The sequence below is a fragment of the Bacillus sp. SRB_331 genome, assembly GCF_003264175.1.
GTDB lineage: Bacteria > Bacillota > Bacilli > Bacillales > Bacillaceae_G > Bacillus_A > Bacillus_A mycoides.
Window position 1 is genome coordinate 19,560 of the sequence record NZ_NADV01000020.1, and the last position, 24,161, is coordinate 43,720.

At 36.9% G+C, this 24,161-nt stretch carries 29 protein-coding genes; 3 read left to right on the top strand and 26 right to left on the bottom strand.

Going from position 1 to position 24,161, the window contains the following annotated elements:
- The first annotated feature begins 449 nt into the window (after positions 1 to 449).
- On the top strand, positions 450 to 902 hold the full coding sequence (locus tag B5P42_RS13800) for a hypothetical protein (RefSeq protein ID WP_113734423.1): 453 nt from the start codon (positions 450 to 452) through the stop codon (positions 900 to 902).
- Positions 903 to 980: 78 nt separating this feature from the next.
- Complete coding sequence (locus B5P42_RS32660) at positions 981 to 1,109, top strand: hypothetical protein (RefSeq protein WP_258397497.1); 129 nt, start codon at positions 981 to 983, stop codon at positions 1,107 to 1,109.
- 47 nt (positions 1,110 to 1,156) lie between these two features.
- Here B5P42_RS32660 and B5P42_RS13805 read toward each other — a convergent pair whose 3' ends face one another.
- From B5P42_RS13805 to B5P42_RS13930, 26 genes are all read right to left on the bottom strand, one after another.
- Complete coding sequence (locus B5P42_RS13805; protein ID WP_113734424.1) at positions 1,157 to 2,053, bottom strand: Rpn family recombination-promoting nuclease/putative transposase; 897 nt, start codon at positions 2,051 to 2,053, stop codon at positions 1,157 to 1,159.
- Positions 2,054 to 2,139: 86 nt separating this feature from the next.
- Positions 2,140 to 2,577, bottom strand: coding sequence for a GIY-YIG nuclease family protein (locus tag B5P42_RS13810; RefSeq protein WP_113734425.1), 438 nt, complete (start codon positions 2,575 to 2,577; stop codon positions 2,140 to 2,142).
- A complete protein-coding gene (locus B5P42_RS13815) occupies positions 2,552 to 3,100 on the bottom strand; it encodes a hypothetical protein (protein WP_142674051.1) in 549 nt (182 codons plus the stop codon). The genes B5P42_RS13810 and B5P42_RS13815 overlap by 26 nt, the downstream gene beginning before the upstream one ends.
- A 348-nt stretch (positions 3,101 to 3,448) precedes the next feature.
- Positions 3,449 to 3,661 (bottom strand): hypothetical protein, encoded by a 213-nt coding sequence (locus B5P42_RS13820; protein WP_113734427.1) that lies wholly within the window; start codon positions 3,659 to 3,661, stop codon positions 3,449 to 3,451.
- A 30-nt stretch (positions 3,662 to 3,691) separates the two neighbouring features.
- Positions 3,692 to 4,009: a hypothetical protein gene (locus tag B5P42_RS13825; protein WP_113734459.1), complete on the bottom strand. Its 318-nt coding sequence runs from the start codon at positions 4,007 to 4,009 to the stop codon at positions 3,692 to 3,694.
- Between the two features lie 128 nt (positions 4,010 to 4,137).
- Positions 4,138 to 4,434 (bottom strand): hypothetical protein, encoded by a 297-nt coding sequence (locus B5P42_RS13830; RefSeq protein ID WP_113734428.1) that lies wholly within the window; start codon positions 4,432 to 4,434, stop codon positions 4,138 to 4,140.
- 25 nt (positions 4,435 to 4,459) lie between these two features.
- On the bottom strand, positions 4,460 to 4,780 hold the full coding sequence (locus tag B5P42_RS13835; RefSeq protein ID WP_113734429.1) for a hypothetical protein: 321 nt from the start codon (positions 4,778 to 4,780) through the stop codon (positions 4,460 to 4,462).
- A 19-nt stretch (positions 4,781 to 4,799) separates the two neighbouring features.
- Positions 4,800 to 5,384 (bottom strand): hypothetical protein, encoded by a 585-nt coding sequence (locus B5P42_RS13840; RefSeq protein WP_086387825.1) that lies wholly within the window; start codon positions 5,382 to 5,384, stop codon positions 4,800 to 4,802.
- Positions 5,385 to 5,408: 24 nt separating this feature from the next.
- Positions 5,409 to 6,536, bottom strand: a complete 1,128-nt coding sequence (locus B5P42_RS13845) for a peptidoglycan DD-metalloendopeptidase family protein (RefSeq protein ID WP_113734430.1) — start codon at positions 6,534 to 6,536, stop codon at positions 5,409 to 5,411.
- 27 nt (positions 6,537 to 6,563) lie between these two features.
- Positions 6,564 to 6,962, bottom strand: a complete 399-nt coding sequence (locus B5P42_RS13850) for a hypothetical protein (RefSeq protein ID WP_113734431.1) — start codon at positions 6,960 to 6,962, stop codon at positions 6,564 to 6,566.
- A 56-nt stretch (positions 6,963 to 7,018) separates the two neighbouring features.
- Complete coding sequence (locus B5P42_RS13855; protein ID WP_113734432.1) at positions 7,019 to 9,682, bottom strand: CD3337/EF1877 family mobilome membrane protein; 2,664 nt, start codon at positions 9,680 to 9,682, stop codon at positions 7,019 to 7,021.
- Complete coding sequence (locus tag B5P42_RS13860; protein ID WP_113734433.1) at positions 9,679 to 10,188, bottom strand: hypothetical protein; 510 nt, start codon at positions 10,186 to 10,188, stop codon at positions 9,679 to 9,681. Before B5P42_RS13860 ends, B5P42_RS13855 begins: the two co-directional genes overlap by 4 nt.
- A gap of 58 nt (positions 10,189 to 10,246) precedes the next feature.
- Positions 10,247 to 12,817, bottom strand: coding sequence for an ATP-binding protein (locus tag B5P42_RS13865; RefSeq protein ID WP_113734434.1), 2,571 nt, complete (start codon positions 12,815 to 12,817; stop codon positions 10,247 to 10,249).
- On the bottom strand, positions 12,777 to 13,328 hold the full coding sequence (locus tag B5P42_RS13870; protein WP_113734435.1) for a TcpE family conjugal transfer membrane protein: 552 nt from the start codon (positions 13,326 to 13,328) through the stop codon (positions 12,777 to 12,779). The genes B5P42_RS13865 and B5P42_RS13870 overlap by 41 nt, the downstream gene beginning before the upstream one ends.
- Before the next feature lie 27 nt (positions 13,329 to 13,355).
- Entirely contained in the window at positions 13,356 to 13,607 is a 252-nt protein-coding gene (locus B5P42_RS13875) for a TcpD family membrane protein (protein ID WP_000281809.1), read from the bottom strand.
- A 9-nt stretch (positions 13,608 to 13,616) separates the two neighbouring features.
- A complete protein-coding gene (locus tag B5P42_RS13880; RefSeq protein ID WP_113734436.1) occupies positions 13,617 to 14,594 on the bottom strand; it encodes a conjugal transfer protein in 978 nt (325 codons plus the stop codon).
- A 13-nt stretch (positions 14,595 to 14,607) separates the two neighbouring features.
- The gene (locus B5P42_RS13885; RefSeq protein WP_113734437.1) at positions 14,608 to 14,862 is read right to left on the bottom strand and encodes a hypothetical protein; all 255 of its coding nucleotides are present in this window, start codon (positions 14,860 to 14,862) and stop codon (positions 14,608 to 14,610) included.
- A gap of 2 nt (positions 14,863 to 14,864) precedes the next feature.
- The gene (locus tag B5P42_RS33115; protein ID WP_113734438.1) at positions 14,865 to 15,080 is read right to left on the bottom strand and encodes a hypothetical protein; all 216 of its coding nucleotides are present in this window, start codon (positions 15,078 to 15,080) and stop codon (positions 14,865 to 14,867) included.
- Between the two features lie 4 nt (positions 15,081 to 15,084).
- Entirely contained in the window at positions 15,085 to 15,927 is an 843-nt protein-coding gene (locus B5P42_RS13895; protein ID WP_113734439.1) for a replication-relaxation family protein, read from the bottom strand.
- Positions 15,928 to 15,932: 5 nt separating this feature from the next.
- Positions 15,933 to 18,713 (bottom strand): type IV secretory system conjugative DNA transfer family protein, encoded by a 2,781-nt coding sequence (locus B5P42_RS13900; protein ID WP_113734440.1) that lies wholly within the window; start codon positions 18,711 to 18,713, stop codon positions 15,933 to 15,935.
- 32 nt (positions 18,714 to 18,745) lie between these two features.
- Positions 18,746 to 18,985 (bottom strand): hypothetical protein, encoded by a 240-nt coding sequence (locus B5P42_RS13905; RefSeq protein ID WP_098618151.1) that lies wholly within the window; start codon positions 18,983 to 18,985, stop codon positions 18,746 to 18,748.
- A 55-nt stretch (positions 18,986 to 19,040) separates the two neighbouring features.
- A complete protein-coding gene (locus B5P42_RS13910) occupies positions 19,041 to 19,223 on the bottom strand; it encodes a hypothetical protein (RefSeq protein WP_000802606.1) in 183 nt (60 codons plus the stop codon).
- A gap of 60 nt (positions 19,224 to 19,283) precedes the next feature.
- Positions 19,284 to 19,820, bottom strand: a complete 537-nt coding sequence (locus tag B5P42_RS13915) for a type IV secretion system DNA-binding domain-containing protein (RefSeq protein ID WP_113734441.1) — start codon at positions 19,818 to 19,820, stop codon at positions 19,284 to 19,286.
- 32 nt (positions 19,821 to 19,852) lie between these two features.
- Positions 19,853 to 20,038 (bottom strand): hypothetical protein, encoded by a 186-nt coding sequence (locus tag B5P42_RS13920; protein ID WP_016099495.1) that lies wholly within the window; start codon positions 20,036 to 20,038, stop codon positions 19,853 to 19,855.
- A gap of 34 nt (positions 20,039 to 20,072) precedes the next feature.
- The gene (locus B5P42_RS13925; protein ID WP_113734442.1) at positions 20,073 to 22,607 is read right to left on the bottom strand and encodes a SpaA isopeptide-forming pilin-related protein; all 2,535 of its coding nucleotides are present in this window, start codon (positions 22,605 to 22,607) and stop codon (positions 20,073 to 20,075) included.
- A gap of 170 nt (positions 22,608 to 22,777) precedes the next feature.
- A complete protein-coding gene (locus B5P42_RS13930; RefSeq protein WP_000881200.1) occupies positions 22,778 to 23,014 on the bottom strand; it encodes a helix-turn-helix domain-containing protein in 237 nt (78 codons plus the stop codon).
- A gap of 123 nt (positions 23,015 to 23,137) precedes the next feature.
- On the opposite strand from B5P42_RS13930, the gene B5P42_RS13935 reads away from it, so the two are divergent.
- Positions 23,138 to 23,773 (top strand): helix-turn-helix domain-containing protein, encoded by a 636-nt coding sequence (locus B5P42_RS13935; protein ID WP_000024067.1) that lies wholly within the window; start codon positions 23,138 to 23,140, stop codon positions 23,771 to 23,773.
- Positions 23,774 to 24,161: the final 388 nt, after the last annotated feature.

The following is a 24,161-nucleotide window of genomic DNA, read 5'->3' on the forward strand; positions in this document are numbered from 1 at the left end:
TCAAATGTTTTAAGTAGTAACCTATCCCCTAATCACCGAGTATGTTTATTTCTCTAAATCACTGTCCATAATAATAAATAAAGACAAACCCTTTATTCTTAAGATACAAGCTCTTTCTCAAGAGTATCAAACTCGGTGATTAGGGTAGAGTGGTATACGTTAAGAGATAAAAGTACTAAATCCATTAGGGTTGAACCCTGGCGCTCTTTTAAAGAGGAAATGAAGGTGCTTGGTATTACGGATAATGACATTTTTCAAATTCAACTAATTAAGCGTGTGTGAAATTGAAAATCCTTTTATATATTTTGTAAAACTAATTATTTTTCCATCTCACAATATATAAAATTAAATATTATATATATTCTGTAAAATAAGGTATAATTAAACAATAACTTACTGTTATTACAAGTTATTTATAATACGAAAATATTCTTGAGGAGGGATTTATCATGTTCAAAAAATCATCAAATAATGAACAAGCTAGTGTTATTACTGCTAGTGAAACTTATGATGTATTTTTATTTCCCAATATTAGCGATAATAGATTCCATTTAATTACAGAAAACTTTCACAATATGGGATGTAATCATTTTGAGTTATATGTTGATACAGAAAATAATTTATTACATATTTATGATGATATTGGTTGGGGTACAAGAGGAACAAGTGCAATCAATAGAATTAATAAATACTTAGTAGACAAAATATACACTTCTCTACACCTATCTAATTCCGAAGAAGCCAAAGTCCTTATCTATTTTCCTGAAAGCAACACAAAAGGGGTAGGCATTGTCACATACGGTTATCATGCAGAAGAAGGTAAATATGGTTTCGGACATCCTTTTGATGAAACGAGTACATATGAACCATTTATCAGCATGGCTAAGCAACGAAAATACTAAAGTAATCCTCAAGAGATAAGACGCTTAATTTGGGTCTGAACGACTATATAAGTATTAACCAAAAGGGGAGGAATTCAAATGAAATATATAAGTTATAAATACGCAGATGGAAACACTGGCTATTATATTGATGAACCAGGTGTAGGCTGGAAATATGCACATAAAAATGCTGGTGATCATCACCTTCCAGGCGGGGGCGGTCATTAACAAATAACACCTACAGATATATCTGTAGGTGTTATTTGTTAATTTATTTATGATTGTAAAATTCCTTGTATTTCTTCAATACGTAAATTCGTGAATTTTGCAATATCTTCTATTGGCATTCCGTTTTTATGCATTCCACGAATCAATTGGATTTTGCCTTCTTCAATTCCCTCTTGACGCCCTTCTTTCTTTCCTTCATTACGAGCATGAGCAAATTTTGCGGCCTCATCCATAAGAACTTTTTCCCTTGCTTCATACGCTTGTCGGAAAGAAGAATCTTGACTCATACGTTCCCATTTATTCATTGCTTTTTGTAAAATGGGGTCTTGGTTCATCGCAATATCCTCCAATGTTTGGGTTAATTTTTCATCTTCATTCGCTGGAAGTAATAATAACCAACGAACAAATGAATCCTCCCAGGGATTGACTTGTTCATTTCGCCACTGTTGCATGAGTTTTGGAATCTCCACAATGTGAACTTCGATATCACTACTCAATATCTTTTGTTGTTGTTGATTCCATAGGATTCCTGTTGTATGGAATGCCTCGTATTCAGGAAACATAACGAAATTTAACAAATTAATCGTAATTGTTTTATGAAGAGAACTATATGGCATTCCTTTTTGAAGTTGGGATGTGTATAGCCTTCCCCAGTAATATAAACTTCTCTTAATCATGTCATGATTATTATTCAGCTGTATTTCAACATTTACCTTTGTTCCTGTATCTAATGTCGCAGAAATATCTAAAATCGATAATTTATCCTCTTCGTGTTCTCGATGCAGGTGCGGGTCTTCTAACTGTAATGAAGCAATAGGTGATTCTAATGAATCTTGTAACATAGCATTTAAAAAAGCAATCAAAATATCTTCATTTCCACTTGTACCAAATAATTGTTTAAAAGCAAAATCAATACGTAAATTGACTAATTGTTGGTTGGACATGGGCTTTCTCTCCCCATCTCATACGATGTTTTTCTTTTATTGTACATAAAAGATTGATAAACATGCAAATAGACCATTAGGATGGATTATACGAACCTGTTCATTCTCATTCTTTTTTCTTGAAAAGGTTTAATATATTGTGTATTTAACAATGGTTTGTATTCCTTTATTAGTTGTTTTTCAATCAAATTCGTATGATCGCTTGTATATTTTCCTATCTCAAAATAAATCAATATAAAATTAATTAATCCTCTGTTGGCATAATATCTTGTTCTAGGCTCATACCCCTTTAAATGATAGAGTAATCTATCACGAACTTTTGATGATTTACCTATATAAAGTGGTGTATTAGGGTAATGAGCTTTTGACTCAAATAATACATATACTGCGTTACAATTCATCTGTAAATTATCTTTGATATCATTAGCCTCAATAAATAAATGCGGGTACATGAATTCTTCTTTTTTCTCAAAAGCAAAAAGAATGTCTTCGGGATTCCTATACAATATAAATTTGTCTTTCATCACAATACTCTCCTTTTTCTAAAAGAGTTTTCCATTTATCCAAAACTGAATTGATTTCAAGAAAAAATTTATACAAACTTTCTTTCGCTTGGCTATTACCTTTGTAAATACCCGTATTTATTTCCCTTTTATGTACAACAATCCCTTGATTATTATAAAAGGACACCTCAACTAGATACATTTCCCACTTTAATTTTACTAATGAAGTAGCATATGATAAATCTTGCAGTGGAATTAAAAACACCTCATCTTCGGTATATTGATTGTATATTTGAATTAATTTAACACTTAACATGTTCTTTTGTAGTCCAATAAAAAGTGTTCCTTCTATAGGATTCCAAAAGTGGTTTTCAAAATCCGTTACTAACCTTTCATTAGAGATATTTCCAGACAAAGTAATTTCGGTTTTCCAAGCTTTATATGTGTCATTTTCAACATCTGTAATAGAAAATGCAAAGAAAAAATTATTTAACTTATTCTGCTGAATTAATAAAACACAACGCTTCAAGTTACTATCCATCAAAATAGTTCCTCCTTACCTTTTCAGTCACAATTCTATCCAATCTAACTTATTAAAACACCATTTTGCTTCATTTCTTATCCAAACAAAAGGATTGATACTCCATTTTTTAAATTTACTCGCCATCTGTCACATAATAAGAACTACATACCTTTAAGCACATATACCTGGATTATGAAAAAAGCTTGTCATTTCAACATTTTTTAACACTTTTCTCCCCAAAAAACAAAAGATTATACAGCTTTCAAAACCGCAACTTAATACCCTTTTACAATAAGGAATTTCATGTGAAAACAGACATACAAAATAAAAAGGGAAAAGTCTTGCTTTAGAAACAAGACTTTTCCCTTTTTATTTTTTCTCTATTGCATACCGACTATCCTCTGCAACACATAAGCTTGCCGCGTTAACTTTTATACTACATTTTCCTAATCGCCGCTTTACCTCCGATTGTAATTTTTCATTTGCTTCCTCTAAAGAACTTGCTGGAATAATCGTAGATTGTGAGTCTGTTACCTTGCCGCCATACATCACTGAAAAGTTCAATTCATATTGATGTATCAAGTTTTCTCCACTCCTTTTCCCTAGATTTCCTCACAGATCATTCTTACTTGTCGCTTCTTTTTGCAGTTTTTGAAGAGTACGCATTTGTGGTACATACCAGCTTTTTCTTAATCGGATGATCGTAATTCCTACAATTAAAATCAAAAAGGCTTGTAGGAAAATATCTTGTGTTTCCCATAACGTGCACAAATACAGAAGACTTCCCGAACAAAAATAATACATGGCCAATATTAGATTTATATTTGCGATTATCATTTGTTTCTTTACAATCGCGGCTATTCCTGCTAAAACAACTGTACAAACACCTATACTTAACAAAATATATGCAATAACTTTTAAAAAAATCATCCCCACACCCCTTTCCCTCCCAAAAACTCATTTAAACCACTTAAAAGACTGAATAAAGATCATAATCTTATTCGATACCAAATGTATTAACAGTTTCTTTAAAATCAATTACAAGCGGATTTGAAGCGTCATTTTTTCTGAAAGGGAAACTTTTTATGCTGAAAATCATATATGCATTGTTTTCCAACGCATCCAATTGAAAATCCTGTAAAAAAGGTTGCACCAGCGATTTTCACTCCCCATTGCCATATATTTTCTTGTAAAAAATGATGTGAAATATAGAGGCATATCCCTGTACAAATAATGATCCAGATTCCATATTCGTCATATTTTCTTTGTTCTAACTTTTGTTCACGAAACGGATACACCTGGATAAACAAAAAGGCTATCAGCAAAACTGACAGCCCAATTCCCAATACAATCATTTTTTATCGCCCCATTTCCACTCGATTACACCTCTTTATAGCGCTTCCGTAACAATTGTTGTACACGTGCCGCATACATTCTAAAATAGGGAATGTTTTGTGCGGCAACCTTTCCAAAATCCATTTGCATTAATGTTTCTTCTAACAGTTTGAACTCAAATTCTAAGAATTTATCATGTTGTTTCTGAATCGAATGCGGGATATTATGCAAGGCATCCGCAATTTCTCGTACATATGTCACACTGTATTCATCTTCGTTTGAATAAGAAAATACATTTCGAATTAATGCAAACGTTTCTTGCAATACTTCATATCCGATATGATGCAATACATTTTGATGTATCAACTCCCCCTCATTCCTTTCTCTATGGTCCTTCAATTCCTGTATTGATTTGAAACTCGTAATTTTCTACAAACCACTTGTCACCTTCTAATAATAAATTCAATTTCATGGTGTGTTTTTCTTGTTGTTCTGTTCCATCTATCGTTACAAGATAATCATATTTAACCGTTACATCTGCTTTATTATCAGCGGTTTTGATGTAGTACATATCTGTTATCTTTGCTTTCGTTTGAATATGCATAGAGCCATCATCTTCTATATGTTTATGTTCATCCTCTGGCGCGTTTAACAATTTGTTTCGTGCTTCTCCTGTTATCATTTCTTTGATTTTCTCAAACCCTGGCTTTTCTTTTTGTTTATTATCATTCTGTATTAACAGCTCTACAAACTGTTTTGCCACTTCTTGCCCTTTATCTTGGGTGTTTTCTGTTAAAACTGTCACACGCTTTTCCAATGCTCGATTCTCTGTTTTTAGCTCTTTTACTTGTTCCGTCCATTTCTTTTCCGTTTGCTCGACTTTATGCTGTAAAGTGCGATTTTGATTCCATAACCATACACTGATACCTACAAGTACAAGTATGACTAAACCAACGATTCCCTGTTTCATCCCTAATCCTCCCTTTCTTTCCGCTTATTTCGGCAAATATGGCGCTGGATCGACTTGCCCAAATTTAAAGGCTGTTTTAATTTCAAAATGCAAATGTGGCCCTGTTACTTGCCCTGTTCTTCCGCAAACGCCTACCTGTTGACCGACTCCAATGTTTTGCCCTTTCTGTACGGTAATGGATGACATATGACCGTATAGACTCCAATATCCATTTCCATGATTAATTACAACTACGTTTCCATACCCGCCGAAGCCGCTTCCGCCTGCGCCAAATTCCGCCAACTCTACAACGCCACCTTTCGACGCGGCAATTGCGGTGACACCGTCCTGGCAAGAATAATCGATACCTTTATGAATTGTGCCCCAGCGTGGTCCAAATGGGCTTGTAATCGTCGTTTGAGCGATAGGACGAATAAATCCTTGTGAACTTGCTGATCCCGTATCTACAACGCCGCCTGGCTTTCCCGCTTCACAATTAAAAGTAAGGCCGCCCATTTGCGCCACAAACTTTGTTACTAATACAGGCCATAAACCATTTGTACCATGCGGATCATTGGCGGCTCCTGGCGGTGCATATTTCGCTCCAATTGCTTCTATTGTTGTAATCCCCATACCGATATAGTTTTTATATAAATTTCGCGCCATAGCGTTGATTCCTTCATCCAAAGTGGCAAACTTCATAAATCCTTTCATTTGTGAACTGCTAGGGTCCATGAGGCCCCCAGGGTTGTTATAGTTCTTTACTGCATTAGAAGTACCATTACCCGTTTCCAATCTTGCAATGGCCGCTAGTAAAACGGGATCGATTTGGTTTTGTGTTCCTGCATTTAAAAAGGCTTGTGCTTTCCCTGTAAAAACGCCGCCCAGGTGGGGTTGTAGTTCTTCTGGTGCCACTGTTTTTCCACCTGGCCGACAAACCGTCATTCCATTACTTGGGATGGTTGCTGGTGCTTCCTCTTCTTTTTTGCCAATGCCTTGCCCCAAAACGATAAATAAAAGAAATCCAATACAGACGAACAATCCTATTGTGAAAGTAGAACTCCCAAAAAGAAATGTCAGTAACCAGGATTTCTTTTTCTTCTTCTTTTTTTGCTCTTGTGCAATCTCTTCTTGTATCGTTTTGTCTACGACTTCTTTTATTTCTGGTCTCATATCATCCCTCCCCCCTTACAACATGTATCAAGATTGATTAGAATATTTTCGAACAATTAGCCCATATGTAAGGGCCAAAAGAATAGGTATAATCGCAAAAACATGGAATAGTAATGTTAAAACAGTAGATTGCTGGTTTTGTATAAAGTCTAATAATCCAAAATGACCGATTCCTACAAACCAAATGAAAAAGGCTAGTTTGGCCCTGTCATCAATACGACAATTTGTTTCACGATGGATGATTTGGAGAGCAAGAAGAATGAGCGTATACCAAATAAGTAACCCTAAACCAATCCATCCTAATAAATCTGTTGGCCATTCTCTCTGTATGAAAAGAATAATTATGTTCATCCATCCCAAACACCCGATACAAAGAAAAATGCTGATACTCACCATTTTCATACACGTTAATCCCCAGTATTTCATAGCTATATCGCTCCTTTTTTTATGAAAAGATAGTAAAGTCCTATAAAACTAGGACTCTACTCATCTTTTTTTGGTGGCTCCAAATCATCTAAGTTATCTAAGTTTTGTGGATCAGTAGAAGGCATCCAATTTTCACTTCCAACGGCTACAGCTCCATATTGTATATCTGGTGTATCGATCGTTACCGCTCTTTCTTGAATCGGCTCATTTTTGCTTACTTCTTTCTCATTTACTTGTGCCAAATCGGAAGTGGAAACGGATTCCGTTGGGATAAATGAGTCAGAAGAGTTTGATACTTGTACGGTTGACTCGACATCTATATCAAGTCTTTTAGCGACAATTTGCCCCGCTTCATTCACTTCTGCAGGTATAGCATCTGGAATGTCTGCATTGGATATAGAAGAACCTGTTTCCATTGTACGTGGGACAATGACACCTTCTTCATTTACATCTGCACGAATTGTATCTGGTATTAACGGTTCATTTACATCTGTTTCAATCGGTGTGGATACTTCTTGTGTTGAAATTTCTTGTTGTGGGATATTTGTTGAAATGTCCTGTTCTGACTGGATTTCTTCTCTTGAAATATCCAGCGGAATTTCTTCTGTTGGAATGTCTTGTTGTGGGATATCGGATGGGATTTCTTCAAATGTTTCATGATCTGCTGATACTTCCTCTAATGGAAGTTCTTGCGTTGGTACTTCTGTCTGGATTTCTTCATACGCTCCCATATCGCTTGGAACTTCTTCTAGTGGTATTTCTTGTTCTGGTACTTCTTGTTGTACATCTTCATGTACTTCTATATCAGTCGGAATTTCTTCTAGTGGTACTTCTTGTTGAATTTCTTCATAAGCCTCCATACCAGCTTGTGTTTCTTCCCCTATTGGGATTTCCTCATCTTCTAAAGATACAAGCTCTGGTTGAACCTCCATTTCTGATTCTTCTACCTCTGTTCCTTCTTGTTGTCCTTCCATTTCTTGTTCTAATGCTTCTTTATCTAAGCTGATAAGGTCTTGTTGCACTGGCGCCTCTTCCTCACCTGGTAACGTTTGTTCTTTTCCTTCCTCTCCTTGCTGTGGTAAATTCTCCTCTTTATCACGATCTTGTAAAGAAATAAGTTTTCCTTTCTTTTGATTCTCTTCTTTTTCTTGTTCCATTTGGTTATTTGGTATATCTTTCGGTATATTGGCTTGCATTAATGGATTGGCCTTTGTCTTTTCATCGTCTGTTCCTGCATTTTCTATTTGACTACCTGCCGCCGCCAATTCAGCCGCATTGTTAAAATGTGCTCCCATTTTGTCCCCAATATAAGACATTGTATTTCCAGTGTACTCTTTTCCTTTATCTACAAAGTTTTCAGTCATAAGGGATATATTTGTGACCGTTTCATACACGCCACGTGCTTTACTAAAGGCCGCAACAATATTTCCTCTAAAGATGTAACATAAAACGAAAACAAGAATTTGGAAAATCATTGTAGACACATATCCTGCAACGCCCGCTTCTGGTAACACGTATAGCAATTCTGCTATTGTAAAGATAATGACAAGCATAACAGACATAAAAATTTTTAATGCCAATGGGCGAATCCATTGTGAGGCCCAGCTTTCAATTACGCGTCGATGTCCTGGCAATAGGGCAACCGCCATAACAATCGGTGAAATAATACTCATGACAAGGAACCATAATTGGAATGCTACAATCAGTAAACAAAATGCAATTACTGGAACACCTGCGAATGTATTCACGACATAATACATGACTGTAAATACAAGACGCTCTCCTACAGAGGAAATCACCATCATTTGGTTTCCTTGATCCTTTACCTCTTTTTGTACTATTTTTACACGATCTTCACCTGGCGCTTTCGCCAATAATTCATCTACTCGTTTAGCTCCCAATTTTTCTTTTGAGTCTTCTCCATACTGTAAAAATAAATATGGTCGTTCAACTAACAAATCCCAAATTTGCTTTTTCACTGAAAAGATTGCGTCCGCTTTAGAACGTCCTGGATCACCCGCAACCGTTCCCGTTGCCTTCGCTAATACTGTTACACTAATTTCGGAACTAATCGTATTTGCACTCTTTAAAATCGTACTTGCGTTTCCAATGTACGTAACAATAAAAGCAATAACAAGTACCGTTTTTACTAACTCGCTTAGACCTTTTGAGGGTTGGCGCTTAATAAAGAAGATATAGCCTGCGTAACAAGCGGATAACACACACGCAATGCCGATAATTGCTGGGAATAGTCCAGAAGATAAAAAGCCGCCTTTTTCAATACCAGCAATATTTTGCATAGCCGCTCCTAATTTATCCGCTACCGCATCTACAATATCCAGGTTCAACGCTTGATCGACTAAAAAGATTGTTAATTGGCCGAGAATCACATTTAACTGAAAGGCCATATTCGCAAACCATTGACAAGTTGTATACAACATCCTTTGTAAATCTTTACCCACACTATCATCACCAAATAAGTATCCACCAACTTTTTGAAACACGTTCTTATCCTCTTCTTTTGGCTGATAAGTGTCGATTTCGTAATACTTATCTTTGTAAATACCATCTGTGTACCCACTAAATAGATTTTCAGAAATTCGCGCCCCTTTTTGTTCCTGTTTCTCTTCCTTTTTTGTATCTTCCGCTAGGGCCACATGGGACCCTAACGGTAGTAAGAAGAATACAAGAATCATACAAATAGAGAAAAGTTTTTTCATTCCTTTTGCCCCCATTTATGGACATGTACAGGTTTCACATCTCCCACAATTGAACTAAGACTATTTGTTGAATCCCATGCCCATTCATAATTTTTCCACTTATTATCCTTTTTATCTTTAACCATTCGGAGGTATAACCCCATTTGAGCCTTTTCTACAGGATCATAAAATTTTATTCTGTAATAAAATTCATCCTCACCCTCTTGTAAATCATATCTATACAAATCGTAGCGCTCTTTCATTTCTTTACTAATGCCTGGATTTTTTACTCGATCTTCCCCAAAATCATATTTTTTGTACTGTAGTTGATTCAATTTTTTTCGGTCCATTTCAATATAAGCCTTTAAATACTCAACTGCGGCTTTATCTGATTCTTTCAGATCACGTTCTTTCTGGCTCTCTTGTTGATTCGCATTGCTTTTTGTTTCATTTGAGCAACCTGCAATCCCCGTTACCATCAACATTCCTGCTACACATAATCCAGATAACATACGTAATTTTTTCATTGTTCCATCCTCCATATACAGATAATTTAGAATACTCTTATCTGTATTGTAATACGAATTACGCCAATTGTTGTGCGCGTTCTTCGTCTGTTTTCGTAGAGGAATCAAATGCAGTCTTTAATTCTTGGAAAACAGGATCAATTTCTACAACAGCGGTTCGGCCAAAAATATCCTGGAACAAGGCTTCACCGCGTCGTAGCTGGCGTAACATCAAGATATTTTCTTCTGTGATCGGTAAGTTATAGTAACGCAACATTTCTTCCGCTTCTTTATCATATTTCAGCGCAAAACAGAACTTCATACCCACATTTGCAACCTCTTTGTTTTCAGATTGATAATCGGATGCGTTTTGTGTTCCTAAATACAAGCCAATATTGTGATAACGTCCTTCTCGAATGATTTTGTCAGAGGAAGCCGCACCCTCTTTATTTTTCAGAATACTTGACGCCTCATCCTGTAGGTATACTTTGAAAATACTACGATCGGAATGCATTAAGGATTTACCAAATGCCGCTAATGCGATTAAGATACTACGAGATAATTTGTCTGTAACACTCTCATTCTTTTCCTCTGATTTCGGAATGCGTAAATGTTGAATTTGTAATACTTGTAATGGACGCTCTAGGCTCAATACGCGGTATTCTTGACCTGGTCTACCAAACAATAAATCTCCCAACTGAATGCCTTCTAAGGTTGCTAAACGATTGGTAAGAGCGTTTAACCGTTCTAATTCAGTTGGTAATAAGTTGGGTTCTAACTTCATTTCCTCTAGTTCTACACGAACCAAAGTTAAACACGCATCTTTCTTTTTCGCTACTCGTTCAATGGCTTTATATAAATAGTCATATCTGATATCCTCTAAGCCTACATCCGATAGGAACGTCAAAATTTCAAGTGCTAAACTCTTCGCATCTTCTATCGTTGCGCTTATTCGGAATGGGTCTAAACAGCCCGCATCCTCTTTATTCTTCCCAAGTGTCCATACCTGCAAGGTATCTTCATTAAACCCTGGTAATAATTCTGGCCACCTTGTACGGTCCCCTTTTGGATCGATTATAAATGCCCTTCCACCACTCATAACAATCCAGAAAGCAAGTAGGTTCATTAAGAATGATTTCCCTTTCCCTGTTTGCCCCGCAAACATAACCGATAAACTTTCAAACGCCGTCACAATGTTATCTAATGCTTTCGCCGCTAGTTCGGGACGAACAAAAACAGGACGATTTAATTTCTTTGTCTTTCCAATATAAAACCCTTGATTGTCACCAATTTGTGTTGTGGCCCCGAACATTCCCATTGCAAGCACGCCTGGTTCCACAAACAATTTGAAGTCCGTATTATAACGTTTAGAACCTGGTAAGAACTCGTAGAAGTATGCTAACTGTTCTCCAAATGGATTGACCAATTCAATTTTCATTTTGCGATATTCTGTAATGAGCGTATTTACACGTGATTTTAATGTTTTTTCATCTTCGGCATACACGCAAAACAGTACACTTAATTCATATCCAGGTGCCCCCGTTGTTTCAAATCGATCTTTTACAATTTTGACGCCTCTTGCTTTACGATCAATTGTTAAATCTGTTGTGCGACCGCCTACCATTGCTTGTTGACGTTGATCGTTTAATTCCAGTTCACTGTTCGAGAGCTTTTGTGTAACCATCTGGTTTTCTAAATGATAAGCTCGAATACTCATTTCAACAGGAAACTTTAACGAATGAGATTGAATGCGATAAATCCACTCTCCACCAGGAAAAGCTGATATTTCGGGCATATCTTTCACCGCAAGAAAAGCCACATGGGATGTTTCGATTTCTCCTTCTTCATTTTGTCTTTCGAGTATAAGAGAACGCCCTGGGCTTTCATCGATTACCGTATCTGTTAATTGGACCATTTCTTGTAAATCTGGACGGCGTACTTTTACCGCCTTTCCTTCTTCATTTTGCAACGTAACTGTAGAACCTACTTTCCAGTTTTGATCCCGATTCAGTTCTTTCATGCCACGTTTGAAGTTATGATGGAATAAAAAGCGCGTCGTAGACGGTTTCGCACGTCTTGTATTAGGAAATGCCCCTCTAACCTGGCTAAATAACACGTCTTCTACTTCTAAATAATTTTCGATTTCCTCTTCTAAAATATCCGTCACATTCATACCCGATATGTTTTGGGCTGTCTCTGCAAAACCTTCTCTTATCTTCTTCATAAACTTCCATGTTTCTACAACAGGGTTACGAATTTGTCTTTCTTTCTGTTCCATGTTCAGTTGTACTAAAACGAAAAAGCGATATTCCATGTTCTCTTTCGCAATGGCCGCATTTCGTAAGTATTCTTTTACTTTTTTAAAAAGAAAGCGGCCTGTTGGTGCCATTGGTCCTTTTAAAGTGGAAATATGTTCATCCAGAATTTCATCTGAATTTGTTGTACGAGGAATCACAAGCAAGTGGACATCATATTCTTGATGGGTAAAAAGAGCGAGTTGATTGCGATAATATACTTTTTTCGTGCTTTCGTCTTGATGATCGTATTCGAATCCGTCTACTTCATATACTGCGGATACTTTTTCGTCTGTACTAAACGCTAAATTCTTTTCAACGTGCTTTAATGGTGATCTGTTCATCGTTTTCAACATCTTTCATTTCCTCCTTTTGGGGTAAAAATGTTAGGTTATAAGCGTGTATGTCCTTCTCTTCTTCTTCACTATATGAATGTACGATTGGTATATCTTTGACATCATATTGCACACACACATGACCACGAATCACATGTTTTTTTAATTTCGGCAAGGCGACTAATCGGCTACTTTGATGCTTACGTAAACGAAATGTGATCCAGGACCGAACAAAAGAGAAAAGTGATTTTCCATCTGTTTTATATTTATCTGCGCCCCATACAAGGAAAAGAGGAATCACACCATAATACATGAGCCAAACTTGATCGATCATATCCCCAAATATCCATTTAAAGGGAGGAAGGAAGCGGAAGGCTACAAGCCCCGCTTCTACCGCCGCAAAATAACCAAGTGCCCTCCATGTAACCGCACGCGGAAGACGATACCCCATAATTTCGTACTGTCTTCGCATATAGTTCATATAGCTTCCGAAACAATAGACAATGATAGAATTTGAGCCTTTTTCCTCCATGTAACTTCCTTCCTTTCCATTCGTTACTTAAACGCCAAACAATCCGCCTAACCACGTTCCTATTGTTTTTAATGCATCTGGTTTGTTAATGAAGAATACAACAATCCCGCCGCCAACAATTAACGTAATTGCTTTTCCCCATGCGCGCTTTGCCGCTACGATCAAGATAACAATGATAAACGCACAATATAAGGCGTATGTTCCTTGTGTCTTCATCATTTCGAAAAATCCTTCCAACCCGATCCCTAACACAAAATGATTTATATTGAACATATACATGCCCCTCTCCTATTTTGTTTTTAAGTCTTTTACAACCCATTGCTTTCCATCTTGTTTGACAAACAACGTGTAACCTGTTTTCATTTTCGTTTCAGAATGCGGATCAATCATAGATACCTCTGTTTGTACCTCATACGTGCCTTTTGTTTTTCCTGGATAAATCTTAGAGGAAAGTACATTTTCAAATTTCATGGCTCCTTCTAACCCTTTAATATCCGTATTAGCTAACACATACGCGAGTTCTTTTTGTGTTGCGGTAGTATAGGATTTAAAGAAAGTGGGTAGAAATTCTCGAATGTCTTCTTTTACAGCGAGTTCATGGACTTCCTCTCGGTCTTTCTCTTCTTTTCCTTCTGGTACTTCTGCTTTTTCATGTACCTTAACAATTTGAGGGAATCCACTAATGACAAAAGCCTTTCCATCTGATTGAACAGAAACCGACACTTGCTGGATCACCTCCTTATCCTCTGGCCCGCTATTATCCGCTTTCATGCGGCTTAATTTATATTTCACTTTAAAAATTACGTTTGCTTCTTTATCTGTAACTTCATCTACTTTTAATACAGTTGCGTATAGAAAATTGGAATCCCATTGCATACTTACGAAATCTAAACCAACTTGCGGATCAAATATTTTCGGTATATAGGGATGTAAGCGCTCTGAACGCTTCTTCTTGCCTTCATCCCCTCTTTGCCATGTAAAGTATTCCTTTGCGAATCCGCGCGCAAACTCAATCGCTTCTGGACGTGTAGCAAGGTTTTGTTTTTGCGTGACTTCCTTTGGAGTGGTGCTGGCCTTTGCTTGTGTATCTCCCTTTCCTTTTACTACGGTTGTGATAGATACAATGAGCATCCAACTAAACAGGAGCCAAAAGGCCCATTTTCCAATTAGGCGGCCTTTATAAGAAGGAAACTTTGTGGCTTTCCTTGCCTTCCCTTGTTTACTTTCAAATGTTTTTGCAAACCACTGTCTCACCTTTTGAAACATATTCATCCCCCTTTCAATTTCGGTACTGGCGTAAAGATCGTTCGTAGCAATCACAAGCAAATGACGCCATGCCAACCGCTGTTGATTCATCTTTTATTTCGTTTCTTGCATAATTAATAAAATTGTTGAGTTTCGTTTGACTGCCTGTGATATAGGGAAATTTAGCATGAACCACATACCGTTTGTCTTCATCCCTCCCCACTTCAAAAGACGTTCCATCTGTAGCCCGAAACTCCCTTACAAACTCCAAACCTTCCAATATATCCATTGTCATCCCCCCTTATGATCGGCCATCTTCCATATTCCCACTACCACCAGGAAGAGAAGTAACACGCCTTCCCATCCTTGCGTATAGTAAATTTCCACCACTTTACTTTTTACCGCTTCCCAGGCTTCTCTTGATCCTGGTACTCTTTCAAATAACCAATCTGAAAAGACAACTAACAGAAAAATACTGGCGCTTATCGATAAAATAAACCGAAACACATTCTTAGAACCTCACTTTCTCACTTGGATTTTGAATATTCCGATAAATATTCCCGAATGGGTCTTGTAATATATCTTGAAACAGTGTGATATACACTGGAATTTCTGGACTACTTACCCCTTTTAAGTAGCGAATCAATTCTTTTTCCCTACTTTCACTACCTGCAACAAATACCAGGCGCCATATCGGTATTTCATATCCCATACCAGCATGTATCCGATAGTCTGCCTTTTTTCCTTCTTGTGTCATGAAGTCGTTATAACGGATAATTTTTTTTTCTAATACTTCTTTTGATCCATAAGATCGTTCCATTTCCATGAATACACCGATGTTTTTATCGATTGCTTCTTTTAATCCAATTACCGCAACCCCATCTGGGCGTATAACACGATTTTTTCCTTTTGCATATTGAAACGTTGCCCGCGGTTCATTGATCCATTCCTTTAGTTCCAACTTTCCTTCTCGCTTAGATATTAATGTCATGGCACATTCAATTTTCGCTAACATTAAACTGTGATACACAAAGGATGCTGAACGTTTGGACCAACTATTTTTCCAATGTACTTCCCCTCGAAACCCACGAACCATCTCGACTCCTTCTGGTGTTAACGTATAAATTCGTTGTGGTTTCGCAAATTTTCGTTTCTGGTTTCGTGGTGAAGTAACAGGTAAATACTCGTAACGGATATAGCCCGCTTGCTCTAGCTTATATAAACGATTTGTTACAGATTTTTTTGTATAATCTACATACACCTTTTGATGAATGTACTCAATATCCAAGTAGATGTGTGTATGCAAACTCATGAGTAGTTGTTCATCTGAAATTTGAAATAAAATGTTTCCCATGTCCCTTACTCCTTTTCCCACATATCGAAAATGCTCACTTCTTCTTGTGGTGTATCCTCTTTTATTTCTACATTTTCTGTTTCGATTGTTATAACAGGCTCTTTTACTGGCTTATCTTCTTTCTTTACTTCTATTGTTGTCGTAGCTTGTTTTCGGAATGGGATAATTTGCGCTTGATGTGTGAGTTCGACTTGCTGTGTTTCCGAAACAGGTTCTTTCATTTCTTCATTGGAAGACAATTTTTCTTCTAATTCATCTAGCCCCGATGTCACAACAGGTTCTTCTTTGGTTAAATTGACTTTTTCGGCTTGTTGATACTTGCCTTTTCCATATAGGAACTCATCAATTTCCTTATCGATTTCTAATCCTGCTTTCCCATTTTGTTGCTCTAAAGAATGAATCTTTGCTTTGGTCCATTCATTTGATGCGTGAATTTCTTTTTCATTTTTATAATTCGCCGCTTTTCCATTTGGTAGGTATCGGTCTAATGGTGGAACACGTATGGTACACCACACATTTTTTGCCTCACCTCTGATATAATCTTGTGTTTGTATGGCTACAACTAAGTTAGGAAGGTTTTGCAAATACTCTGTACGGAATTGCTTTTGCATAATGCCCTCTAACGTTTTTGCGGAATTATGACCTTGCCTACATACAAAGTAATTTCCGCCCGCTTCTGTTAACATGTCTGTTAACTCTCTGTCTAACTGTCCCGAAACTTGCTGTGTAATCACCCATAATCCAAATCCATGCTTCCGATCCTTCGCAATAATTTTAGGAAGAACGGGTACTGGAACGTCATGCGCTTCATCTATCACTCCTAAATGTAGTTTGGAACCATGCGGCCGCTGTTGGGCGATACGGTGATATTGGTTACAAATGTAACCGACTGTCAGTAATGTATCTTCTTTTCCCATGCCCGCTAAATCATAAAAGATAAGGTGGCCTTCATCCATCCATTTGCGAATCTCTAAGGAAAAGCCCGTTTGCCCATACATACGCTTTAAATACAGCGTATTGCGGAAAATATCTAATCGGTTTAAAATCGCCTGTGTGCTGTCTTCTAATGCGCTTCCTACTTCATATTTCCAAAAGTGAGAGTAATATTTTTGTTCTGGCCCTTGTAAATTGGCGATTACTTTTGCTCGAAATAGTTCATCACTAATGAATAATGGGATGCTTAAAATGGTATGAATTTGACTCTTATCACAAAGTAACGTCCCAATAGTCGCTCTTAGTAATCGTTCTGTTTGTTGTGCTTGCCCTTGAATCATTAACTTAATCATTTCCATAATGGATTCAACCACTGTTTGGATATCTTCATTTGAAAAACGATGAAACAAATTCAAAGCTGGCGGATGATCTGTGTTTCGAAAACGGATAAAGTGAACCTTACTCCAATCCACTTCTTTCCCATCCTTTTCCGCTTTCAATAGTCGATTCATTGCTACATATGCCAAATCTTCGGTCGGATCAAATAGAGACAATCCACCCGCTTCATTCGGATTTTCTAGCCATTTATCAATGACACTTTGCATCAATCTCATGGCAATGGTACTTTTACCAGACCCAACTTTCCCCGTAATGTAACCATGATTCTTGAAAAAGTCTTCTCGAATTTTTACTAATCGATCCTTGATATAGGGATGCATCACATGGCCAATTGAAATGCCTTCGGCCAATAAATCATTCGGTATCATGTTTTCCCCTTTATCTAGATACAAGATGTTGCGCTCTGTCTTGCTGTTTTTATCCCCTGTTACGTTAGGAAAATGGAACAAGTTTAATAGCTCTGATCCCGTCCATATCATTTTCCCGTATACGGGATGTGGTACAGCTGGCATACTGCGTCTAAGCCTTCTGTATCTAAGCTCATTCACATCGGCCATAATACTTGCTACCATATGTCCTAAATGCTTAATAACAGGTACACCAGGATAATAATCACTTGCAAATGAAACAGATACTTGAAACGCCACTTCATTTTTGGCAAACCGTTTATTTAATGCACGAATTTCTTCTTTTTCAAAAGCATCTAGCCCATGCTTTTTCTTCTTTCGAATGGCCTTTTCTGCTTTTCGAATCCCTTTTGTCAGCTGATACCCGTTATCTGGTGTAAAAGCAACATCAATCCATGTCTTTTCTTCCATTGCACTTCCTAACATCGGTAATACATCACGTGTATAGCGCGCTAGTGATAATGTGGCATCTAGCCGCTTTCTCTTTAATACCATCCGTCCTCCTACCGCTTTTCTTGTTGGAAATGGCATTTCTTCCTTTTGGACGGTATAAATTTCACTGTGGGTATAGGCGCTTTGTATGGCTTGCACAACCTGTTTGATTTTATCTTCTGGACCACCTACATAAAAGCGAACACGTTCATTTTCTCCCTCTGGACGATACATCGTCATGCGGTACCAATCGCGACCTTTTAACAGACGTTCTAAAGGCTTTCGACCCGAACCATGTACATGCCGAATCATTTGCCCTAGTTTATCTGGTGTGACCTCATCATCTATGTGCGGAATGAATAATACGTATCGATACCGCTTCTTTTCTAGATATAAATAGATGCCATGTAAGACAATCCGTATAACAATTCCTAACAGGATCAGCAAGGCAATCCCGCGAAACACACCGACTACGGTTGGCACCAGCTTCATCAATTCTGTGAGGATTTTTTCTTTAGAAAACCAGACAAATGCAATAGCTCCTATACCTAAGAGCATTTTCCAGTTCTTTTCTATGAAGTTTTCAATTTCTTTGTCGAGCTTGCTGTGCGCCACTTCTTCACTTCCTTTCTATCCTTGAAATGGCCTTATGCAAGGGCGAATCGTTTTTCACGATGCTTTTCTGTGCGTTCTTCTGCGGCTAATTGAATCAAGATTTGAGGTTGCATGATCCCGTTTTGAGGTTGATTAATTTGATCTAAGAGTGTTTTATAGTTGAAGAGTTCTTGCTTCACTTGTTCGATATCTAATTCACCATCTACCGTTACTTGTTCTTTCCAGAACGTTTCCCAGCATTCTTGACGATTTTGATACGCTTGTTTTCCCATCTTGCTTCCTCCTTTTAAGTTGGGAGGATATTCACTGAATGTCCTCCCGTGAATATTATGATTTGTGCGCTTTTTTATAGGGGTCTAATGTGACTAAGAGGGAAGAGAAAATCATGCTCTTTCCCATTCTTCCCGTCCATTCTTTTGTACGATTATTTGTTGAAGGTGTATGTGTTGTATGTGGAACTCTACCAATATAAAAACCGCGTTTACTTCGCATGTGCTTAATTGGTTTCATAAAAAAACCTCCTGTATTGTTTTATCGTTCTATATCGTTAAATAGAAATATTGTATAGTTTTAAGCGATGAGTGGGTCTAATTCTAAATACACATCAAATCTGTGCAATAACTCTTCTGGTATCGCTTGAAAACTCACGAAAACTCTTACATTCAGTTCCTCTAGTTCTTCTAAAAGATTGATGAATCCCTCTGGATTATTGGAATACAACCTTAATCCTTCATCTATGATAACGACATCCGATTGTTTGCATGTTTCTATTTCGGTTTGGCTTAGAAAAGAATCCTTTGATGTAAAAGTGACAATTTGAGCACCCATTTTTTCGTATTCTTTATACTCTCCATCCCCATCTAAGACAGTCGCTTGTTGATTATCCGCCATGACAAGAGTAAGAAGTTGCTTCATCAAACCTGTTTTTCCTTTTCCTGTACCACCTCGTACCAGGATATTTCTATTTTCTTCTCCAAATACAAATTGAGGATTCATTTTGTTCCCTTCATTCTCTATGACAATCGAATTTGACTTACTCATGTCATACCATTTTGGTTTTATAAATGATGGGATTTGTGCACTTCTTCCAATAAATGTTCCACACATAGCAATCTCACCTTTCCATTCGTATCAGTTTTTTATAAAGCTACTAAATCTAATTCCTCTAAATCTGTAGAAAGAATCTTAATTTCTTGTTGGTGCTCTTTGAATAGAACATGTTGGATATTTTTTCGCAACTGAAACCCATCTTCCACCAATGCAAGTAAATATGATTTCGTATATTTCCTATCATTGATTTGATAATGTACATCAAATATGCACATTTGATCCCGCCCTCCCTTATCAGTTGAGAGTGTTTTACACTTCTTGATTCTTACGTTTTCTAAATGCGTAAACAGCTAGGATGCTTCCAAGAACGACAAATGTAACACCAATCCATTTCCAATATGGATTTTCAGCTTTGCCGCCTGTTGTTGGTAAATGACTTTCTACTTTCTTAGGTTGTTCTTTCATCGGTTGTGGTTGTTTTACAATGTGTTGTGGTTTCTCTGGTGTTGGTACAGGTTTTTCAATGACCTGTGGTGTTTGTGGCTTCTCTGGTTGTGGTTGTTCTGGCTGTGGTTGTTCCGGTTGCTCTGGTTGTGGCGTTTCTGGTGTTGGTGGAACTTCTTTTTTCTGATCTGCTACAACATGTTTGATAATCTCACCATCTGTTTTAATTTCAAAGGAGAATGTTTCTTCATTGATTAAATATCCCTCTGGTGCGAATGTCTCTTTATATGTGTATTTACCAGCTGGTAATTTTTCAAACTTTGCAATGCCTTCTTCGTTTGTTTTTCCTTTTACAACTTCCTGGCCTTGCTCGTTATAGATTGTAAACTCTGCACCTGGTAACTTGTTGTTTCCATCGGCTACGTCTACTTTTGTAATTTCTAAGCTACCTTCAATCTTTTTGTTTTTTACGGTGTGTTTAATAATTTCACCATCCGTTTTAATTTCAAAAGAGAATGTTTCTTCATGTGACACATAACCTTGTGGTGCAAGTGTTTCTTTGTATGTGTACTTTCCTGCTGGTAGTTTATCGAACTTCGCAATACCTTGTTCGTTCGTTTTTCCTTTCACGACTTCCTGGCCTTGCTCGTTATAGATCGTAAACTCTGCACCTGGTAACTTGTTGTTTCCATCGGCTACGTCTACTTTTGTAATTTCAATTGATCCTCTAATCTTCGTATTCTTTGCAACCAGCTCAATTATTTTTCCATTTTCAGTGATGCTAAACGGAATCGGCTCTTTTACCAGTACATAGCCCGCTGGTGATGTTTTTTCGATGAATTGGTACTTTCCAAATGGGATATTATCAATTTTGATTAACCCGTTTTTGTCTGTCTTATGCTCACTGATCTTCTTACCCTTTTCATCAGCTAGGATAAAAACAGCACCTTCTAATTTCGTTTTTCCGTCTTCATCTACTTTTAAGAGCTGTACATTTCCTTTTACTTGATCGTTTTTCACTTCAAACGTAAGTATTTGATTATGCTCTTTTACTTCAAATGGATACTTTGTTTGATTTAATAAGTAACCTTCTAATCCTTTCGTTTCCTGGAAGTAATACTTTCCAAACGGAAGAGAATTTACTTTCGCAATCCCTTCTTGATCTGTTGTTATTTTTGTGACTGCCTTTCCTTCTGGCGTAAATACTGTAAATTCAACGCCTGGGAGAATCTTGCCTGTATCACTTACCTTTTTAATTTCGATATTGCCTTTGATTTGTACATTTTTCATTTCAACAACAGCAACTTCACCTGTTTTCACTTCAAAAGGCTTTGGTGTAGCATCTAACACATATCCAACAGGTGCTTTCACTTCTTTTACAGTGTATGTGCCAAGTTCTAAGTTACCCATTTCAGCGATACCGTTTTTGTCAGCTGTAATCGTTCCCATAACTTGTTGATTGCTGTTTGCGATTTCAAATACTGCGCCTGGTAGTGGCTTTTTGTTTTCATCCACTTTCATCACTTTTAAGGCGCCATTTGCTTTCCAGAATACTTGTAAGTCTGTGCTTACTTGTTCTGTACTGCGCTCTAATAGTACAGTTGCATCTTGAATCGTACTTGTTCCTTTATATACGACTGCATGAATATTTGTTAGATTTGAAACGACTTTTAGAGATAGTTCACTACTCTTAGAGGATTTTGGTACTTGAATACGGAACTTTTCTCCTAGTTGGAATGTTTCTTTCCCTTCACCTTGTTCTGTGACAATACGTGTGCCTTGTGGTGCATTGTTCATTTGCACTTGAAATGTACCTTTTTTTGCATTTGTTTGAACGTTGTATGTTGTTGTTTCAAAATATTCACCGTTTAATTGTGCTTCTTGTTTATCCGTTGGAATGACGTTCATCCAGACATCTTGTGTATCCTGGCTCTGATTTGCCGCATGAATGATGTTCTCTGCCGCTTTTTCAACAGCCGCATTTTTGAACTGTAATTCATCAACGGAAATCTGGCCAAGTGCATTCCAAAGAGCTAATTGCGTTGCGTAATGGGCTTCTTGCCATGTGGAAACACCTAAATTTTCTGGTGTGTTCTGCGGGTACCCATTCATTAAGATACGATAAGATACATCATCTGTTTTGCCCGCTTCGGGTAAATCTTCTCCATTTGGGGATTTTAAACCGTATACCAGACAATACGCGATTTGACCACTAGCGTTCTTTAGAAGCTCTGTACGAATATCTTTCCCATACTGCGGACTATAGGCCCAATCCATCTGATACCTTTCTCGATTGATTACCTCCGCACTGGCTTGATTCAGTGGAATCAAGAAGCTCATTACAAATAAAAGTACACTCGTAAAGAGTAGTAGTGTTTGATACGATCGTTTCAAAATCATTTTTTACAGCTCCTTTAGGATTATTCAGTTTTCAAAGGACAGAATATTCAGAATTTTACCTTTCTAAATATAGAACAATATACTTTAGTCATAATTATTTCGTCTTTTAGCTGAATTTCATTTACAATACACTTAGTAGGAATAGATGTGATCAATAACATGAGGTTTATTCATTCTGTGATGGATATTGCACGATAATATGTTGGTCTGAAAAGTTTCTCGATCGGAACTTCAAGGAAATCAGCTATTTTTTTAGCTTTATTGTCTTTCAGGCTCCTTCTTCCAATTTCAACATCATATAATGTGCCGATTGGAATTTTAGCGCCTTTGGAAACTTCCTTAATACTTAAACCTTTGGATTCCCTGTATTCTCGTACAACGGTTTTGTTTTCATGTGACGCTAGCATTTTTTCACCCTCCCTTCCCTTAATTACATTGTATTCGGCTTAAAGCCGAAAGTCAACACAAAATGAATAATTTTTATTCAAAAACGCAATTTCGTTTTAAAATCCATGCAAAGGAGTTTAATTATGGCCAATACATTTCTAGGACAAAACCTTAAACATCTCAGGAACTCACAAAAGCTAACTCAAAAAGAGCTAGCTTCCAAAATTGATATCTCTTATTATGCTTATAACAATTGGGAAAATGATTTAAGGGAACCAGATTTGCTATCTTTAAAAAAGTTTTCTATTTACTATGACCTTCTTATTGATGAATTAGTTAATACACAAATAATTTCATCAGATTCTATAGAAATACAAAATCAAAAACTAGATATGATAAAAAATTTAGAAAAAAAAGATGTACTAAAACCACTTGAAGAAAACTTAAAAAGACTAAGATCATTAAAGGGACTAAGTCGCAAAAAAATCGCAGAAGAATTAAATACTCCCTATAGTACCTATGCTGGCTGGGAAAATGGATTCAGAGAGCCTGATATTTCCACGCTCAATAATATAACTTCATACTATAAAGTAAGTATAAATGATTTATTGAATCCAGAAGCGGCCGTTAGGGATGAAGATACATTAAAGCTCATCTCGCGCTTATCTAAGAATTTATTTGAAACATACATAAGCGTTCCAGATGAGCATAGAGCTGAATTAGAGAAAAAATTGATCGCCTATATGAATGAATTTAAATCTCAAAAAAAGATCAAATAAGATTAGTTAAAATAATTATGTTTAAATTAGCCTGTCTTTTCTATATTTTCCCCTGTACTTTCTTGTTTACATATTTGGATTAAGTCCATATATAGGTTGAAAATAGTATATACATCAGTTGTACAACAATTATTCTTAACGTTTTGCTCTAACCAATGAACATTTAATTCCATGACAATGCCACATCCTTTTCTTATAATTTAAGAATCAGCGTCAAGGTGGTGTATTTTTTTTACAGAATCAAAAATCGCACCACCCCCTACAAAGTACGAAAGACGCTACAATAAGTAGCGTCTAATCATTTTAAAATTCAGTTTTTTAAATTTACACTCAACCGGTCCCAGGGTCTACCATCATATAAGATGAAGTTAAAGAGGGATTATCTTGA

What these genes read in the sequence shown, in the direction of transcription:
- B5P42_RS13810 (WP_113734425.1), bottom strand. Translation starts at nt 2,577, where the DNA reads ATGAAAGACAAATTTATATTGTATAGGAATCCCGAAGACATTCTTTTT.
- B5P42_RS13895 (WP_113734439.1), bottom strand. Translation starts at nt 15,927, where the DNA reads ATGGGAAACATTTTATTTCAAATTTCAGATGAACAACTACTCATGAGT.
- B5P42_RS13850 (WP_113734431.1), bottom strand. Translation starts at nt 6,962, where the DNA reads ATGAAATACTGGGGATTAACGTGTATGAAAATGGTGAGTATCAGCATT.
- B5P42_RS13875 (WP_000281809.1), bottom strand. Translation starts at nt 13,607, where the DNA reads ATGTATATGTTCAATATAAATCATTTTGTGTTAGGGATCGGGTTGGAA.
- B5P42_RS13805 (WP_113734424.1), bottom strand. Translation starts at nt 2,053, where the DNA reads ATGTCCAACCAACAATTAGTCAATTTACGTATTGATTTTGCTTTTAAA.
- B5P42_RS13860 (WP_113734433.1), bottom strand. Translation starts at nt 10,188, where the DNA reads ATGAAAAAATTACGTATGTTATCTGGATTATGTGTAGCAGGAATGTTG.
- B5P42_RS13910 (WP_000802606.1), bottom strand. Translation starts at nt 19,223, where the DNA reads ATGAAACCAATTAAGCACATGCGAAGTAAACGCGGTTTTTATATTGGT.
- B5P42_RS13830 (WP_113734428.1), bottom strand. Translation starts at nt 4,434, where the DNA reads ATGATTGTATTGGGAATTGGGCTGTCAGTTTTGCTGATAGCCTTTTTG.
- B5P42_RS13885 (WP_113734437.1), bottom strand. Translation starts at nt 14,862, where the DNA reads ATGGATATATTGGAAGGTTTGGAGTTTGTAAGGGAGTTTCGGGCTACA.
- B5P42_RS32660 (WP_258397497.1), top strand. Translation starts at nt 981, where the DNA reads ATGAAATATATAAGTTATAAATACGCAGATGGAAACACTGGCTATTAT.
- B5P42_RS13845 (WP_113734430.1), bottom strand. Translation starts at nt 6,536, where the DNA reads ATGAGACCAGAAATAAAAGAAGTCGTAGACAAAACGATACAAGAAGAG.
- B5P42_RS13905 (WP_098618151.1), bottom strand. Translation starts at nt 18,985, where the DNA reads ATGGGAAAACAAGCGTATCAAAATCGTCAAGAATGCTGGGAAACGTTC.
- B5P42_RS13865 (WP_113734434.1), bottom strand. Translation starts at nt 12,817, where the DNA reads ATGTTGAAAACGATGAACAGATCACCATTAAAGCACGTTGAAAAGAAT.
- B5P42_RS13935 (WP_000024067.1), top strand. Translation starts at nt 23,138, where the DNA reads ATGGCCAATACATTTCTAGGACAAAACCTTAAACATCTCAGGAACTCA.
- B5P42_RS13870 (WP_113734435.1), bottom strand. Translation starts at nt 13,328, where the DNA reads ATGGAGGAAAAAGGCTCAAATTCTATCATTGTCTATTGTTTCGGAAGC.
- B5P42_RS13825 (WP_113734459.1), bottom strand. Translation starts at nt 4,009, where the DNA reads ATGATTTTTTTAAAAGTTATTGCATATATTTTGTTAAGTATAGGTGTT.
- B5P42_RS13920 (WP_016099495.1), bottom strand. Translation starts at nt 20,038, where the DNA reads ATGTGCATATTTGATGTACATTATCAAATCAATGATAGGAAATATACG.
- B5P42_RS13880 (WP_113734436.1), bottom strand. Translation starts at nt 14,594, where the DNA reads ATGTTTCAAAAGGTGAGACAGTGGTTTGCAAAAACATTTGAAAGTAAA.
- B5P42_RS13800 (WP_113734423.1), top strand. Translation starts at nt 450, where the DNA reads ATGTTCAAAAAATCATCAAATAATGAACAAGCTAGTGTTATTACTGCT.
- B5P42_RS13930 (WP_000881200.1), bottom strand. Translation starts at nt 23,014, where the DNA reads ATGCTAGCGTCACATGAAAACAAAACCGTTGTACGAGAATACAGGGAA.
- B5P42_RS13855 (WP_113734432.1), bottom strand. Translation starts at nt 9,682, where the DNA reads ATGAAAAAACTTTTCTCTATTTGTATGATTCTTGTATTCTTCTTACTA.
- B5P42_RS13925 (WP_113734442.1), bottom strand. Translation starts at nt 22,607, where the DNA reads ATGATTTTGAAACGATCGTATCAAACACTACTACTCTTTACGAGTGTA.
- B5P42_RS13915 (WP_113734441.1), bottom strand. Translation starts at nt 19,820, where the DNA reads ATGTGTGGAACATTTATTGGAAGAAGTGCACAAATCCCATCATTTATA.
- B5P42_RS13840 (WP_086387825.1), bottom strand. Translation starts at nt 5,384, where the DNA reads ATGAAACAGGGAATCGTTGGTTTAGTCATACTTGTACTTGTAGGTATC.